The following is a 15,283-nucleotide window of genomic DNA, read 5'->3' as shown; positions in this document are numbered from 1 at the left end:
GCCCGGTGCCCAGCCAACACGGCCCGCTCCTGGCAACAAGGGCGGGCCGTTTGGTCTGCCACCGCCCCGTAGGAGCCCGCTTGCGGGCGATGTCTTTGCGACCCCCGATTCCCGGCAGATAAAGCATCGCCCACCAGCGGGCTCCTACAAAAGAGGAATATGCATGCCCCAGCCCACTGCCCTCTGCGTCTATTGCGGCTCCAACAGCGGCAAGCATCCCGAGTACGCCGAGCAGGCGCGCGCCTTTGGTGCCGAGATGGCCAAGCGCGGCATCGCACTGGTGTACGGCGGTGGCAACGTGGGCCTGATGGGTATCGTCGCCGACGCGGTGCTGGCGGGCGGCGGCAAGGCCATCGGCGTGATCCCGCGCCAGTTGGTCGACCGCGAGGTGGCGCACCAGGGCCTCACCGAACTGGTGGTGGTGGACACCATGCACCAGCGCAAGACGCGCATGTTCGAGCTGGCCGACGCCTTCGTCGCCCTGCCCGGCGGCTTCGGCACCATGGACGAGATGTTCGAGATGCTGACCTGGGCGCAGCTCGGCCTGCACCGCTACCCCTGCGCCTTCCTCGACGTGCGCGGCTACTACCGCGACCTGCGCGCGATGATGGATCACATGGTCGGCGAACGCTTCGTGCGCCCCGGGCAACGCGACAGCGTGTGGTTCGGCGAGGAGATCGACGCACTGTTCGACTGGATGCGCGACTACGAAGGCGGCTACCAGCCGAAGTGGATCGACCGCGACAGCGTGCACGCCTGAGCAGGAGCAAGCGCATGACCACCTTCCGTGCCTTCCGCATCCACCATGACGGCGCCGGCCATCACGCCGGCATCGAAGAGATGGCCACCGACGCGCTGTCGCCCGGCGAGGTGCTGGTCAAGGTTGCCTATTCCTCGGTCAACTACAAGGACGCGCTAGCCGGCAGCGGCCAGGGCCGCATCCTGCGCCAGTACCCGCTCAACGGCGGCATCGATGTGGCCGGCCACGTGGTCGCCTCGACCGATCCCGCGTTCAAGGAAGGCGACGCGGTGCTGTGCACCGGCAGCGGGTTGTCCGAGACGCGCGACGGCGGCTATGCACAGTACGCACGTCTGGACGCACGCTGGACGATCCCGCTGCCGCAAGGTCTTTCATTGCGCGAGAGCATGATCCTCGGCACCGCCGGCTTCACCGCCGCGCTGGGCCTGCTGCACATGCAGGACAACGGCCAGACGCCGGCCCACGGCCCCATCGCGGTGACCGGCGCCAGCGGCGGCGTGGGCCAGCTCGCCATCGACATCTACAGCCGCGCCGGCTACGCGGTGCACGCGATCAGCGGCAAGGCCGACCATTTCGATGTCCTGCGTTCGCTGGGCGCGGCCGAGTGCATCGACCGCCACGCGCTCGCCTTCAGCGGCAAGCCGATGGATTCGGCCCGCTTCGGCGGCGCGCTGGACAACGTCGGCGGCAGCATGCTCGCTGGCCTGCTGCCGCTGATCGCGCCCTACGGCAACGTGGCGCTCTGCGGCAACGCCGGCGGCATCGCCTTCGACAGCACGGTGATGCCCTTCATCATCCGTGGCGTCAACCTGCTCGGCGTGGCCTCGGCCGGCACCGCGCGCGCCATGCGCGAACGGGTGTGGGAGCAACTGGCCGGTGACTGGAAACCGCGCCACCTCGAGCGCATTGCCAGCGCCGAAATAACTCTCGACGAACTCTACACGGTGTTCCCGCGCATGCTTGCCGGCGACTCCTTCGGCCGCACCGTGGTACACATCGCCGGCCCTTGACGGGCGCAACTTGGAAGCTTCGCCGCAGAAGCATAGAATCCACCGAAACCTACAAGGACCCTCCGCTCATGGCACGCATCCTGATCGTCGACGATTCCCCGTCGCAACTGCTTGGCATCAAGCGCATCGTCGAGAAGCTGGGCCACGAGACACTCTCCGCCGAGGACGGCGCGCAAGGCGTGGAAGTCGCCAAGGCTGAAAAACCCGACCTGATCCTGATGGACGTGGTGATGCCCAACCTCAACGGCTTCCAGGCCACCCGCACCATCAGCAAGAACGCCGATACCGCGCACATTCCCATCATCCTGGTCACCACCAAGGATCAGGAAACCGACCGCGTCTGGGGCATGCGCCAGGGCGCCAAGGCCTATGTGACCAAGCCCATCCGCGAGGAAGAACTGATCAAGGCGCTGCAGGAATTCCTGCCCGGCTGAGGCCGCTCCAACCCCGCGTACAGAAACGGCGCCGCGAGGCGCCGTTTGCGTTGCGGCACCCGCCGCGCCTATGCCCGCGGATCGAAGTGCTTGAACTCCTTGCGCAGCGCCTCGAAGGCGGCGCGCTGCTTGTCGGTCTCCGCCGCCGGCACGCGTATCGACAACTCCACCAACTGGTCGCCCGGTGTCGGCCCCGGCATGCCGCGCCCCTTCAGGCGCAGCTTGCGGCCCGACTGCGAGCCGGGCGGGATGCGCAGCTCCACCGTACCAGCCAGGGTCGGCACCGACACCGTGGCGCCCAGTGCCGCTTCCCACGGGCTGATCGGCAGCACGTGCAGCACATGGTGGCCATCGAGCTTGAAGCGCTCGTCGTCGCGGATGGCCACTTCCAGCAGGAGGTCGCCTTTGGGGCCACCGCCACCGCCGGCATGGCCCTGCCCGGACAGGCGGATCACCTGGCCCGGCTGGATGCCGGCGGGGATCTTCACCTCCAGCACGCGCTCGCTGGTGCCGTCCTGCAGGTTGAGTCGCGTGCGTCCGCCGCTATAGGCCGTCTGCAGGTCGATCTCCACCCGCGCCTGTGCATCGCTGCCGCGCCGCGGGTGCGGTTGGCCACGCCCGCTGCCGCCACGGCCGAACAGGCTTTCGAAGAAATCGCTGAAGTCGCCGCCGTTGCCGCCAAAGTCGAAGCTCTGTCCCTGCCCCGGGTTCCAGCCCGGCGGCGGCCGAAACTGCTCGCCGCCGCGATAGCCGCCAGCACGCAACTGGTCGTAGGAGCGGCGTTTTTCCTTGTCCAGCAGCACTTCCTGTGCCTCGTTGGCGGCCTTGAATTTGTCCTCGGCGCCGGCTTCCTTGTTCTTGTCCGGATGGTATTTGCGCGCCAGCTTGCGATAAGCCGTCTTGATCTCGGCCTCGCCCGCATCGGGCTTCACGCCCAGGATCTCGTAATAGTCTTTGAATTCCACGGCCGCTCCCGACTTTTGGCATCGTCAATCAACAGACGGCCCACGGCGGATCATCGTCCGCCGTGGGCCGTCACCGCAACCGCCACCAAATCAGTGGTCGGTCTGGATGTTGATGCGGCGAGGCGTGGTTTCCGCGCGCTTGGGTATCGAGATTTCCAGCACGCCAAACTTGCCGCTGGCAGCGATGCCATCGGCATCGGCGCTGTCGGGCAGGCTGAAGCGGCGATGGAAGCTGCCGTAGCGGCGCTCCTGCCGGCTGAAGCGGCCTTCTTCCGCGGCGCGCTCACCCTTGATGGTGAGGATGCCCTTGTCCATGCTCACCTCGATACCCGCCGGGTCGACGCCCGGAATATCGGCAAAGATCACGAAGCGTTTGTCCTCCTCGCGGATGTCCACCAACGGCGCCCATGCACTGGTCACCACGTTGGACTGGTCGTTCTCTTCAGCGCCCAGCAGGCGCTCGAACGCCTGGCGGAACGCCTGCATCTCGCCGGGTACGCCCCAGCTCACATGACGGGTCATGCTCATGGCCATACTCCTCACGTCGTTTGCGGCGCCACCGCCGCCTGGCACCGAAGATAGGTGCACGCCGGCACGATTCAAGGCTGTGACCGTCAGAAATCCAGGCTACCACTGAGCAGCACTTCGCGCCCGCGATGCAACGGCACGAAGGTTTCGTCGAACTCGGCATCGCGCAGGTCGCGATCGAGGAGGTTGCGCACGCCCAGCGTCACGCGCCAGGGGCCGCCACACCACGATACGTTGGCATCCACCCGCGCCTGCCCCGGTATGGCGAAATAGGCGGAGCCGTCGCCGAATTCGCCACGGCTGGCGCTGCGCGCCAGCACGCCGCCGGCCACACCCCAGCCGCGCAGCGCGCCGTGCTGGAAACGGTAGCTGGCCCACAGGTTGAAGCGCTGCCGTGGCGCGCCGGTGGGCGGCGAGCCGTCGTGGTTGCCGACGATCGCGTGGGTATAGGCACTGCTCAGGTCCAGGCCCGGCAGCAGGCGTCCGTTGAACTCCAGCTCCAGCCCGCGATTGTCCTGTCCGGGGCCAGGCACGCCGTAGTATGGCGGACGCGCCGAGCTCAAATCATTGCGATGGTCGAGCATGCTGCGGTAGACGGCGACGGTGAGCATGGCGCGCCGGTCGAACAGCATCAGCTTGCTGCCCGCCTCCAGCTGGCGCGAATGCGTGGGCGACAACGGCTTGCCGCCCTTGCCGAGAATCTGATCCGGCTGGAAGCCGCTGGTGGCGCTGGCGTACAGCGACCACGCCGTGTTGAGCCGGTACAGCAAACCGGCATTGGGCACCCATTGCGCACGCCGCTCGTCCAGTCGATGGCCGGCGGCGTCGACCGTGGCGAGCTTGTAGCTCTCCCGGCGCAGCGCCAGCAGCACACGCCAATGTTCGCCCAGCGCAAGCTGGTCCTGCAGGAACCAGGCGCGGTTGGCCGTCCAGGGGTCGCCCGGCGCGTACAAGGTCACCGTGGGTGACGTAGCCGCACCGACTACCGTCGACACGGGCGGCAACGGCGGGCCGGCGTAGAGGTTGTAGCCACCCTGCGGCAGTGCGCTGAACACATCGTCGACGCGCCCCGACAGTGCCCGCGAGTAATCGAAACCGACAACCGCCACATGCCGGATCGCGCCATGGCCAAAGTGCGCCATGAGGTCGTTCTGCATGGTGTAGTAAGCGTCGCCGTAACGGTATTTCTCGGCCAGCGGAAAGGCATCGCCGTTGGGCGAGAAGCCACCCAGATTCCAGGCCTGCACGCGTGAATCCTGCCGCACGTACTGCGCGCGACTGCGCAGCGTCCAACGCGGGCCGAAGCGATGTTCGAACGCATAGGAAACCCGGCTGCTGCGAAACAGCGAGTGGTCGCCGGGGTTGCCGGTCATGAACCCCGGTGATGTCGTGCTGCCGAGATCATGGCCCAGCATCACCGCGTAGTCGGGGATCGGTTCACGCCGCAGCAATTGCTGCACCGACAGCACCAGGTGGTTGCGGTCGTCCTGCCAGCCCAGCGAGGGGGCGAGGTAAGCGTCGCGCTGACCGCGTCGCCCCTGCCGCGTGCGGTCGGCGTATTCGCCGGCGGCAATCAACCGGTAACTCCACTGCCCGCTGTTGCCCAGGGGGCCGCCAAGGTCGAGACCCAGCCGGCTGTCGCCGTACTGGCCCAGGCCGAAGTCGAGCCGGCGCACCGGTTCCGCCGTCGGCTGCTTCAGCACCAGGTTGACCAGGCCGCCGAAGTTGTTGTTCACCGACACGTCGCCCACGATGGCCTGCGGCCCCTTCAGCACTTCCACCCGCTCGATGCCGATGAGTGGCGGCTGGGCGCCGTAGGCGGAGATGCTGTTGGGCAGGCCATCGAGCATGCCGTTGCCCACCTGGAACCCGCGCACCAGGAACACCGGCAAGGCATCGGCGCCATCGAGTGACAACACGCCGGCGACGTTGCGCACGGCATCGGCCACCGTGTTCGCCTGCTGCGAATCAAGCAGCTCATGCGGCACTTCGCTCACCGCCGCGGGCAGGTCGAGCAGGCTGGTATCCACCCGCGTGGCGCCGCGCCCCAGCTCCACCAGATACCCCGCCTGATCGACCACGCCGGTTGCGGTCACCGGCGCCAACTGGCGCACCGTCGGCGACGCGGGCGTGGCCGGCACGGCTGCGCGTGCAGGCGTGGGCGCGGGCTTCACCACCACGGTGTCGGCATCGACGAAACTGGCGACCAGCCCGGTGCCTTGCAGCAGCTGCGCCAGCGCCATCGTCGGCACGTAGTCGCCCTGCACGCCGCTGGTGTGCAGGCGCGCGACCACGCCACCGGCGGTTAGCACCTGCACGCCGGCCTGCCGGCCGAAGGCGATCAACGCGCCGGGCAGCGCCTGCGGCGAAATCGAGAAATGGCGCTGCGTCGCCTCGGCGGCGTGGCCAGGCACGGCAGCAACAGCGAACACAGCCATCGGCAACAGCAGGCCGAATCGGCGCATGGCATCCATACATCCGCACGGAAAGTCGCCAGTGTCGCATGCTCCCGCCGCGAATGCAGCTGCGGCGGAGCGGCTCACGATCCCTCGTGCGTCAGCGTTTCGCCGCGGCGGTATCCAGCGACAGCGTGGTGGCCTGCGCACTCTCGCTCACTTTCAGCGGCAGGACATCCGGCAAGGCGCGCAGCCAGCCGTCGATGGCGTCCGTGCGCACCGAGCCGGTGAAGCGCAGCGCGCCGGCGGCAACGCCGTCCAGGCGCACCGGCCGCGCGCTGTAGCGGTTGATGCTGGCAACCACCACGTCCAGCGGTTCGTCGACGAAAGCCAGCCGGTGGTCGCGCCAGGCGGTGGCCTGTTCCGCCGTGGTGGTGCCCAGCCGCAGCGCCTTGCCCGCCATATCCCAGTCCACCCGCTGGCCGGCCTGCGCATCGACGCCACCGTCCGCGTCGCTCACACGGACCTTGCCGTGGGTGACCGCCACCGCCACCTCGCCAGCGCCGCGGCGCACGTCGAAGGCGGTGCCGATGTCGCGCACCGAGACGCCGCCCGCCGCCACCTCGAAGGGGCGCCGCGCATCGTGCACCACCTGGAAATAGGCCTCGCCCGATTCCAGCGTCACCTGCCGCTGCCCGCGCCCGAAACGCACGCTGAGCCGGCTGGCGCCGCCCAGTGCCACCTGGCTGCCGTCAGCCAGCACGATGTCGCGGTTCTGACCGGTCGCGCTGACGTACACCACCGGCGCAGCGGCGGCGCCCTGGTGCCCCCACAGCAGCACGCCGGTGCCCAGCACCACGGCCAGCGTGGCCGCCGCCGCAGCCAGTGGCAGCCAGCGCCTGGGCGCCACGGCGGCGGGCGCGAACTCAGCCATGAGCCGGTCGCGGGCCGCCGCATCCAACGCCCCAAGCCGGGCGCCAAAGGCGCTCACGCACTCGAAGGCTGCCAGGTGGCGCTCGTCCTGCGCGGTCCAATCCAGCCACTGCTGCACGCTGGCCTCGGCGGCCTGCGGGTCGCGCAGTCGCGCCCACCAATCGGCGGCGACCTGCAGGATGTGAGGTTCATGGGTTTGTGGCATTCCGGCCATCACGGCATCTCCCGGTCTTCGACCCGCGCGCGGCAATGCTCGATGGCGCGGGCCACGTGGTAACGCACCATACGGGTGCTGAGTTTCATGATTTTGGCGATCACTTCGAAATCGCGGCCGTCGATGGCGTGCAGCACGAAGGCGCGGCTGGTCTTGGCCGGCAGCTCGCGCAGCGCCGCCTGCAACTCGCGCCATTGCTCGCCGGCGGAGACATGCCGCTCGGGCAGCGGAGCGCGGTGCAGCTCAGGCGCCGGCTCCAGATCGAGCGACTCTTCGCCGGCCACCGGTTCGCGCAGCTTGCGCGAGCGCAGGCGATCCACCGCGAGGTTGGCGGCAATCCGAAACAGGAAGGCGCGCTTCGAGTCGACCTCGTCGGGATGCTCCAGCCCCAACATGCGCAGATAGGCTTCCTGCGCCAGCTCCTGCGCGTCGGCAAAGGAGCCGAGCCGGCACTGCAGGAAAGCCAGCAGTGCGCGATGATGGTCGCGGAACAGCGTCGCCACCTGCTCCGGGTATCCGGCGGGCTTCGCGTTTCCGGTCAGCGGCTCCAACGGGCTCATGGCGTTCCTGTACATGGTCAAGCAACGGCGGCGGTCATGCGCACAGCCGCTGGCGTTCCGGCGACACCTGCAGTGCGTCCTCCAGGATCTGCTCCGCCGCCACGCGCAGCGCCTCGCGCTTGCGGAAGGCGCTGCGATGATGGCTGGGCACCTCCGCCTCGCTCTTGCGCTCGGCCTGCAGCGGCAGTTCGAACCAGCCGCCGTCGATCGCCCGACCCTGCTGCTCCTGCCAGAAGGTATCGTAATCCGCCACGAAGCGGCGACGCGCATTGCGCAATGGGTGCGCCGTATTGGCCACCGCCAGCAACCGCACGATGCCCCACTGCCGCACCAGTACCCGCGCCAGCGCCAGCATCAGGCACTTTGGCCGCAGCCCGTGCATGTTGCGCGTGAGCTCGCGCACCAGCTCGCGCGACTCCTCACCCGCCGGGCCTTGCAGGCAGCCGATCACCAACGTGGGCGCGTCGTCGACCACCGAGACGACCAGGCGATAAAACGCGTGGCCCTGCTCGTCGCCGAGCTGGAGGCACAGCTCGCCCTCGCAGCCCATCACGATGGGCGGACGCAGGCTGAGGATCAGCCGGCTGCCATCCTTCATGAGCAACTGGCCAAGCAGCGCCTGCCCTTCCACGTAGACGGCTCGCAGCAGGTGGTCAGGCATGGCCTCGCGCACGAAGCCGTAGTGTCGGCTGATCGCCTGCAGGCGCTGGCGGCGGCTCCAGTCGAGGTTGATGAAACGGTGGAAATGCCGCTCGAGCACGCGTGGATCGCGGCGCCGATAGGCATGCAGCAGCGGGTCGCTGGCAATCAGCGCGAGATAGTCCACGTGTTGCCGCGACATCAGCAAGCTGCGCACGAGGTACTTGGCCGCAAGCCAAGTGCGCCGCGCAGCGTGACCGCGCCAATCCCGCCGCCCGCGCAGCGAGGCCAGCAGCCGCTGCCACGCCATCGCCGGCAGACGCTGGCGCCTGGCTGGCTCAAGGCGCGCCACCGGCTGGGCGACACCAGCGGCAGCCTGCGATGGGGCAATCCTTCCGTTCAAGTTGGGGCATCCTTTTCGATCGATTCCCCAGCAAGACGGCGCAGGCACCCAAAAATGAAATGCGCCGACCGTTACGCCATCGCCAAAAACGAAAGCCCCGAACCAGTCGGGGCTTTCGCGGCGGCAACGCGACATCGCGTCAGGCGTCGCCAGCGCCCTCGGGCGGTACGGCAGCCACGGTCACATCGGCCTCCTCGCCCGCATCCTCCTCGGCCTCCAGCCGCACCACGCTGACCAGCGCCTCCTCGGCCGGCAGGCGGATCAGGGTGACGCCCTGAGTGTTGCGGCTGAGCTGGGAGACTTCCGCCACGCGCGTACGTACCAGGGTGCCCTGGTTGGAGATCAGCATCAGCTCGTGCGCCTCGGTGACCTGCACCGCGGCAACCAGCGCACCGTTGCGTTCGGAGCACTGAATGCCGATCACGCCCTGGGTGCCGCGGCCCTTCTTGGGGAACTCGTCGAGTGCGGTGCGCTTGCCGTAGCCGCGTTCGGTGGCGGTGAGCACGTCGCCCTCGGCCGCCACGATCAACGACACCACAGCCTCGCCCGTGGCCAGCCGCATGCCGCGCACGCCGGTGGCGGTGCGCCCCATCGAGCGCACGGTGTTCTCGTCGAAGCGCACCGTCTTGCCGTTGGAGGCGAACAGCAGGATGTCGCTGTTGCCGTCGGTCAGTTCCACGTTGACCAGCGCGTCGCCCTCGTCGAGCTTGATCGCCTGCTTGCCTTTCTGCAGCTGGAAGGCGAACTCGGTGAGCGGAGTTTTCTTCACCGTGCCGTGGCTGGTGGCGAAGAACACGTAGCGGTCGTCGGTGTACTCGCGCACCGGCAGCACCGCCTGCACCTTCTCGCCCGCCGCCAGCGGCAGCAGGTTGATGATCGGCTTGCCGCGCGCGCCGGGGCCCGCCTCCGGCATCTGGTAGACCTTGAGCCAGTACACGCGACCGGTGCTGGTGAAGGTGAGCAGGGTGTCGTGGGTGTTCACCACCCACAGCTGTTCCACCACGTCCTCATCCTTCAGCGCCGAGGCCGAGCGGCCCTTGCCACCGCGCTTCTGCGCACGGTAGGTGCTGGCCGGCTGGCGCTTGATGTAGCCAGTGTGCGACAGGGTGACCACCATGTCCTCGGGCGCGATCAGGTCGAGGACGTTGAGGTCTTCCTGCGAATGCTGGATCTCGGTGCGGCGCGCGTCGCCGAATTCGTTCTTGACCGCTTCCAATTCCTCGCGGATCACCGCGAGCAGGCGCTCGGGGTTTTCCAGGATCTCGATCAGGCCACGAATGACGGTGAGGATCTCGCGGTATTCGTCGGAGAGTTTTTCCTGCTCCAGCCCGGTCAGGCGATGCAGGCGCATGGCGAGGATTTCCTGCGCCTGCACCTCGGAGAGCTGGTAGCCCTCGGCCTTGAGGCCATCGCGCGGATCCATATCCTCCGGCCGCGAGGCCTCGGCGCCGGCGGCGGCAAGCAGCGCGCCCACCATCCCCGGCTGCCACTTGCGCGCCAGCATGCGCTCGCGCGCTTCGGCCGGCGACGCCGAGGTCTTGATGAGCTCGATCATCGCGTCGATGTTGGCCAACGCGACGGTCAGGCCTTCGAGGATGTGCGCGCGGGCGCGCGCCTTGCGCAGTTCGAAGATGGTGCGCCGGGTCACCACCTCGCGGCGATGGCGGATGAAGGCCTCGAGGATCTCCTTGAGGTTCAAGGTACGCGGCTGGCCGTCCAGCAGCGCCACCATGTTGATGCCGAAGGTCACCTGCAGCTGGGTCTGCTGGAACAGGTTGTTCAGCACCACGTCGGCCATCGCATCCTTGCGGATCTCGATGACCACGCGCATGCCATCCTTGTCGGATTCGTCGCGCAGCTCGCTGATGCCTTCGAGCTTCTTTTCCTTGACCAGCTCGGCGATCTTCTCGATCAACCGCGCCTTGTTCACCTGGTAGGGCAGCTCGTGGACGAGGATGGTTTCGCGGCCGTTGCTCTCGGTCTCGATCTCGGTCTTGGCGCGCACCAGGATGCGCCCGCGTCCGGTGCGGTAGGCCTCATGAATGCCCGACGAGCCGTTGATGATGCCCGCGGTGGGGAAATCCGGCCCCGGAATGTAGTGCATCAGGTCGGCGATCGACAGCGTCGGCTCGTCGATCAAGGCGATCGTGGCGGAAACCACTTCGGTGAGATTGTGCGGCGGCACGTTGGTGGCCATGCCCACCGCGATGCCGGCCGAACCATTGATCAGCAGATTCGGCACGCGGGTGGGCAGCACCAGCGGCTCATGTTCGCTCTCGTCGTAGTTCGGGCCGAAGTCGACGGTGTCCTTGTCGATGTCGGCCAGCAGTTCCTGCGTGAGGCGCGACATGCGCACCTCGGTGTAACGCATGGCCGCCGCGTTGTCGCCGTCGACCGAACCGAAGTTGCCCTGACCGTCGACCAGCATGTAGCGCAGCGAGAACGGCTGCGCCATGCGCACGATGGCGTCGTAGACGGACGCGTCGCCGTGCGGATGGTATTTACCGATCACGTCGCCGACCACGCGGGCCGACTTCTTGTAGGGCTTGTTCCAGGCGTTGCCCAGCTCGTTCATCGCGAACAGTACGCGGCGATGCACCGGCTTGAGTCCGTCGCGCACATCCGGCAGCGCGCGGCCCACGATCACGCTCATCGCGTAGTCGAGGTAGCTCTGGCGCATCTCGTCTTCGATGTTGACGCGGATGATTTCTTTGGCGAGTTCTGCCATCAATCGGCTTCCCTGATGAACGAGGAGGAACGCGCCGCGCGCATGCCCGCGGACGCGTGAAAATCAACCGGTCGAGTGTAGCACGAACGCACTCTTCGCGCCTCGCGAAAAGTGGAAATTAATCATTGCGTTTCAAGGCGTTGCACGAACACCCCGGCAAGTTCGCCCGAGCTGCGTCGCGGACTTCCGCGCAGCGCGGGGAAAACGCGGATTTCAGGCGTCGAACAGCGCCCGCATCGCGGCCTCGGTCGGATGCTCGATCACACCACGTTCGGTGACGATGGCGTCGATCAGGCCACCCGGCGTCACGTCGAACACCGGGTTCCAGGCCTGCGCGCCCTCCACCACCACGCGGCGACCGCCGATGGCGAGCAGTTCCGCCGGGTCGCGCAGCTCGATCTCGATGGCCTCGCCCGAAGGCGTGGCCATGTCCACGGTGGAGGACGGCGCCACCACCATGAACTTCACGCCATGATGCTTCGCGACAATCGCCAGCTGGTAGGTGCCGATCTTGTTCGCGGTGTCGCCGTTGGCGGCGATGCGGTCGGCACCAACGATCACCCACTGCACCGCGCCCGACTTCATCAGGTGCGCGGCCGCCGAATCGGCGATCAGTTTCGCGGGGATGCCGTCGCGCACCAGTTCGTACATGGTGAGCCGCGCACCCTGCTGCCACGGCCGCGTCTCGCCGGCGAAGACCTGCGCAATGCACCCTTGCGCCACGCCGGCGCGGATCACACCCAGCGCGGTGCCGAAACCCGCGGTGGCCAGCGAGCCGGTGTTGCAATGGGTGAGCACGCCGGAACCCGGCGCGATCAGGGCGGCACCGAGTTCGCCCATGGCGCGATTGGCGGCCAGGTCCTCGTCCTGGATCGCCTGCGCCTCGCGCTCCAGCGCGGCGGCGTCGGCACCGGCATGGATGCGCGCCTTCATGCGGTCCAGCGCCCACATCAGGTTCACCGCGGTGGGCCGCGCCGCGCGCAGCATCGCCAAGGCATCGTCCAGCGCAACGCCCTGCCGTGCCGCCAGCGCCACGCCCCAGGCCGCGGCGATGCCGATGGCCGGCGCGCCGCGCACGGCCAGATCCTTGATCGCCCGCGTCACCTCGGCGACGGTGCGGCAGTCGATCCAGCGTTCCTCCTGTGGCAACCGTCGCTGGTCGAGCAGGCGGAGATGATCGCGGTGCCATTGCACGGCGCGGACGCGGTCGTAACGTTCGTAATCCATCGAGAGATTCGTGTGGTGAAACAGGGGGGAAATCAGGGCGAATCCGGCATCACCAGCCAGAGGATCAGGTAAGCCAGCACGCCGGAGCCGCCCAGCAGGACGAAGACGATCCAGGCCACGCGCACCAGGGTCGGGTCCCAGCCGAGGTATTCGGCGATGCCGCCGCAGACGCCGGCCAGCGTGCGATTCTGCCGCGAGCGACAAAGCCGTTTTTCCATGATCGACCTCCTCGGGGTCAGTCGCGCGCGCGCAGCCACTGGTGGATGGCCGGCGCCACCTCGCGCTGCGCGCGGCTGGAGACGTAGATGCCGATGTGACCGCCCTTGAACGGCAGTTCGGTGTAGTCGGTGCTGTTGACGCGCCGGCCCAGCGCGCGCGAGGCATCGGGCGGCACAAGGTGATCCTGCTCGGCGTAGATGTTCAGGATCGGCAGCACCAGGCGGCGCAAGTCCACCTCGTAGTCGCCGATGAACAGGCCGCCCTTCACCAGCTTGTTGCCTTGGTAGAAGTCCTTGATGAACTGACGGAAAGCCTCGCCGGCGAGGTCGGGCGAGTCGAAGATCCAGCGCTCCATGCGCAGGAAGTTCTCCAGCTCGACGGGCTTGTCCAGGATGTCCACCAGGGCCACGTACTTCTGCTGGTTGAGGCGCACCGGCTTGAGCGTCAGGTAGACCCAGTTCATCAAGTCGGCGGGCACGTTGCCCATGGTGTCGACGAAGCGGTCGACGTCCATGTCGCGGCACCAGTGCGAAAGCATGTTGTCCGGCGTCTGGAAATCCACCGGCGTGACCATGGTGACGATGTTCTTGACCTTCTCCGGATGCATCGCGCCATAGCACAGCGAGAACGCGCCGCCCTGGCAGATGCCGATGAGGTTGACCGCGCCCAGTCCATGCCGGTCGCGCAGCACATCCACGCAGCGATCGAGGTAGCCGTTCAGGTAATCGTCCAGCGTCAGCCAGCGGTCGGCGCCGTCGGGATAACCCCAGTCGATGAGATAGACGTCCTCACCCTGCGCCAGCAGGTTGCGCACCAGCGAGCGATCAGGTTGCAGGTCGGTCATCCACACCGTGTTGACCAGGGCGTAGACGATCAGCGTGGGCGTCTTCGCGGTGGGCGCGCGGTCACCCTGCAGGTGCCAGAGCTTGAGCTTGTCTTCGGCATACACCTGCTCGCGCGGCGTGTTGGCATAACCCGGCTCGCGCATGCCGCGCAGCTGGCTCATGCCGGCGCTGAGCTTGCGCTGGAAGTTGCCGATTTCCTGCATCAGCTGCGCGGGATCGAGTTGCAGCGGTGTGTCCATGGCGGTGCCCTCTAGTCAGCGTTTGCGCGGATGGTCGGCGGCTGCTGGCCGGGGCCTGGCGGCCGTGCCGGCGCGTTTGGCCGTCGATTTCGGCGTAGGCGCAGCCGTGTTCGACGGTTCGCCCCGCGCGGCCAGCTCGCGCCTGAGCGCCACCACCTCGCGGCGCAAGGCGAGGATCTCGCCCGCGGTATCCGCGCTGCCCTGCTGCTTGCGCAGCTCGCGGCGCACCTGCTGCAGACGTTCGCCCAGCGAGGCGACTTCCTCGCGCGTGGGCATCCCCAACTCACGGCACCATTGGCTGGTCTGGCGCTGCTGCAGCTGGCGCACGCGCATCTGGCTGTTGACCATCTCGCCATAGGCCGCACGGAATTCGTCGGAGAGCGCGACCTCGGCGTAGGCATCCTCGGCGGCGTCCACCCACAGGTCATACAGCGCCTTCAGCGAGGCAATCGGCGCACTCGCGGCGTCGCGCTGCGCCAGCTTCGCCTGCAGGCGTTCGAGGCCTTGCGCATTCGCTTGTTGGATCAAGGTCTGGTAGCGCGCGTTGGCTTCCAGCGCCGCCTGGATCGCACTGGCCAGCTCCTGCTGCTGCATCAATTGCTCGCGCTGCAGGCCGAAGGCCGGCACCGGCCCGTTCGCCGTGCCGGGCATGCTGAGGCCATGCGCCTGCACCGATTGCAACCAGGCCTGCCATTGCTGCACGAAGCCCTGCGCGGCGGCGTTATCGATCCCGTTGAAGGCCTGGGTGAAGGGCTGGTTGCCGGAACCGGCCCAGGCCCGCAACAAGGTTTGCCAGTCCGCGCCCGGCTGGCTGGCGCCCGCCGCCGCCACGCCCTGCATCCAGTCGAAGCAGCCCTTGAGTCCCGCCAGCGTGCGATCCAGTGCCTCGTTGCCGGCAGGCGGCGGCGCGGCGGCCAGCGGCGGCTGCAACTGGCGCAACCATGCGTCCCAGGATTGCTGGGCCAGCACCTGCCAATCCCTGATGAAATCGCCCGTCTGTCCGCTCATCGCGCATCCTCGTCGGCAACATCCGCATCCTAGCAAATACCCGTGCCGCGAAAGGTGCACCATCCATGCGTTCACCCCTGACCGCAAGAATCACATGGACGGCCATCCATGACCGCACTCCTCACAACGCACGAGGCCCGGCATGGCCGGGCCTCGTGCACGTCGCATGCGTCGG

Annotated in this window: 14 protein-coding genes; 3 read left to right on the top strand and 11 right to left on the bottom strand. The window is 67.8% G+C overall.

Annotation, left to right across the window (positions count from 1 at the left end; translation table 11 throughout):
- The first annotated feature begins 163 nt into the window (after positions 1 to 163).
- From AC3WQA_RS16240 to pilH, 3 genes are all read left to right on the top strand, one after another.
- Positions 164 to 760 carry an LOG family protein gene (locus AC3WQA_RS16240; protein WP_492676066.1) on the top strand — a complete coding sequence of 199 codons (597 nt, stop codon included), beginning with the start codon at positions 164 to 166 and terminating at the stop codon, positions 758 to 760.
- 14 nt (positions 761 to 774) lie between these two features.
- The gene (locus AC3WQA_RS16235; protein WP_492676065.1) at positions 775 to 1,770 is read left to right on the top strand and encodes an acrylyl-CoA reductase family protein; all 996 of its coding nucleotides are present in this window, start codon (positions 775 to 777) and stop codon (positions 1,768 to 1,770) included.
- Positions 1,771 to 1,838: 68 nt separating this feature from the next.
- Complete coding sequence (gene pilH, locus AC3WQA_RS16230) at positions 1,839 to 2,204, top strand: twitching motility response regulator PilH (protein WP_492676064.1); 366 nt, start codon at positions 1,839 to 1,841, stop codon at positions 2,202 to 2,204.
- Between the two features lie 68 nt (positions 2,205 to 2,272).
- Here pilH and AC3WQA_RS16225 read toward each other — a convergent pair whose 3' ends face one another.
- The 11 genes from AC3WQA_RS16225 to AC3WQA_RS16175 all read right to left on the bottom strand — a co-directional run bounded on the left by AC3WQA_RS16225 (position 2,273) and on the right by AC3WQA_RS16175 (position 15,108).
- Entirely contained in the window at positions 2,273 to 3,169 is an 897-nt protein-coding gene (locus AC3WQA_RS16225) for a DnaJ C-terminal domain-containing protein (RefSeq protein WP_492676063.1), read from the bottom strand.
- A gap of 90 nt (positions 3,170 to 3,259) precedes the next feature.
- The gene (locus tag AC3WQA_RS16220) at positions 3,260 to 3,697 is read right to left on the bottom strand and encodes an Hsp20/alpha crystallin family protein (protein WP_492676062.1); all 438 of its coding nucleotides are present in this window, start codon (positions 3,695 to 3,697) and stop codon (positions 3,260 to 3,262) included.
- A gap of 86 nt (positions 3,698 to 3,783) precedes the next feature.
- A complete protein-coding gene (locus AC3WQA_RS16215) occupies positions 3,784 to 6,162 on the bottom strand; it encodes a TonB-dependent siderophore receptor (protein ID WP_492676061.1) in 2,379 nt (792 codons plus the stop codon).
- 91 nt (positions 6,163 to 6,253) lie between these two features.
- Positions 6,254 to 7,231, bottom strand: a complete 978-nt coding sequence (locus AC3WQA_RS16210; protein ID WP_492676060.1) for a FecR family protein — start codon at positions 7,229 to 7,231, stop codon at positions 6,254 to 6,256.
- 8 nt (positions 7,232 to 7,239) lie between these two features.
- On the bottom strand, positions 7,240 to 7,800 hold the full coding sequence (locus AC3WQA_RS16205; RefSeq protein WP_492676059.1) for an RNA polymerase sigma factor: 561 nt from the start codon (positions 7,798 to 7,800) through the stop codon (positions 7,240 to 7,242).
- A gap of 34 nt (positions 7,801 to 7,834) precedes the next feature.
- Positions 7,835 to 8,842, bottom strand: a complete 1,008-nt coding sequence (locus AC3WQA_RS16200; RefSeq protein ID WP_492676058.1) for a VirK/YbjX family protein — start codon at positions 8,840 to 8,842, stop codon at positions 7,835 to 7,837.
- 139 nt (positions 8,843 to 8,981) lie between these two features.
- A complete protein-coding gene (gene gyrA, locus AC3WQA_RS16195; protein ID WP_492676057.1) occupies positions 8,982 to 11,570 on the bottom strand; it encodes a DNA gyrase subunit A in 2,589 nt (862 codons plus the stop codon).
- A 213-nt stretch (positions 11,571 to 11,783) separates the two neighbouring features.
- On the bottom strand, positions 11,784 to 12,797 hold the full coding sequence (gene mtnA, locus AC3WQA_RS16190; RefSeq protein ID WP_492676056.1) for an S-methyl-5-thioribose-1-phosphate isomerase: 1,014 nt from the start codon (positions 12,795 to 12,797) through the stop codon (positions 11,784 to 11,786).
- A 32-nt stretch (positions 12,798 to 12,829) separates the two neighbouring features.
- Positions 12,830 to 13,015 carry a PspC domain-containing protein gene (locus tag AC3WQA_RS16185; protein WP_492676055.1) on the bottom strand — a complete coding sequence of 62 codons (186 nt, stop codon included), beginning with the start codon at positions 13,013 to 13,015 and terminating at the stop codon, positions 12,830 to 12,832.
- A 17-nt stretch (positions 13,016 to 13,032) separates the two neighbouring features.
- Complete coding sequence (phaC, locus tag AC3WQA_RS16180; protein WP_492676054.1) at positions 13,033 to 14,100, bottom strand: class III poly(R)-hydroxyalkanoic acid synthase subunit PhaC; 1,068 nt, start codon at positions 14,098 to 14,100, stop codon at positions 13,033 to 13,035.
- Positions 14,101 to 14,115: 15 nt separating this feature from the next.
- Positions 14,116 to 15,108 carry a poly(R)-hydroxyalkanoic acid synthase subunit PhaE gene (locus AC3WQA_RS16175; protein ID WP_492676053.1) on the bottom strand — a complete coding sequence of 331 codons (993 nt, stop codon included), beginning with the start codon at positions 15,106 to 15,108 and terminating at the stop codon, positions 14,116 to 14,118.
- Positions 15,109 to 15,283 lie beyond the last annotated feature (175 nt).

The organism is Rhodanobacter sp. FW106-PBR-R2A-2-24 (genome assembly GCF_058789615.1).
The sequence above is the reverse complement of the archived record's forward strand: the minus strand, read 5'-3'. Positions and strand labels throughout refer to the sequence as shown.

Coding starts and splice junctions, on each gene's coding strand:
- AC3WQA_RS16210 (WP_492676060.1), bottom strand. CDS start 7,231: ATGCCACAAACCCATGAACCTCACATCCTGCAGGTCGCCGCCGATTGG.
- AC3WQA_RS16185 (WP_492676055.1), bottom strand. CDS start 13,015: ATGGAAAAACGGCTTTGTCGCTCGCGGCAGAATCGCACGCTGGCCGGC.
- AC3WQA_RS16175 (WP_492676053.1), bottom strand. CDS start 15,108: ATGAGCGGACAGACGGGCGATTTCATCAGGGATTGGCAGGTGCTGGCC.
- pilH (WP_492676064.1), top strand. CDS start 1,839: ATGGCACGCATCCTGATCGTCGACGATTCCCCGTCGCAACTGCTTGGC.
- AC3WQA_RS16235 (WP_492676065.1), top strand. CDS start 775: ATGACCACCTTCCGTGCCTTCCGCATCCACCATGACGGCGCCGGCCAT.
- AC3WQA_RS16215 (WP_492676061.1), bottom strand. CDS start 6,162: ATGCGCCGATTCGGCCTGCTGTTGCCGATGGCTGTGTTCGCTGTTGCT.
- phaC (WP_492676054.1), bottom strand. CDS start 14,100: ATGGACACACCGCTGCAACTCGATCCCGCGCAGCTGATGCAGGAAATC.
- AC3WQA_RS16205 (WP_492676059.1), bottom strand. CDS start 7,800: ATGAGCCCGTTGGAGCCGCTGACCGGAAACGCGAAGCCCGCCGGATAC.
- AC3WQA_RS16240 (WP_492676066.1), top strand. CDS start 164: ATGCCCCAGCCCACTGCCCTCTGCGTCTATTGCGGCTCCAACAGCGGC.
- gyrA (WP_492676057.1), bottom strand. CDS start 11,570: ATGGCAGAACTCGCCAAAGAAATCATCCGCGTCAACATCGAAGACGAG.
- AC3WQA_RS16220 (WP_492676062.1), bottom strand. CDS start 3,697: ATGAGCATGACCCGTCATGTGAGCTGGGGCGTACCCGGCGAGATGCAG.
- mtnA (WP_492676056.1), bottom strand. CDS start 12,797: ATGGATTACGAACGTTACGACCGCGTCCGCGCCGTGCAATGGCACCGC.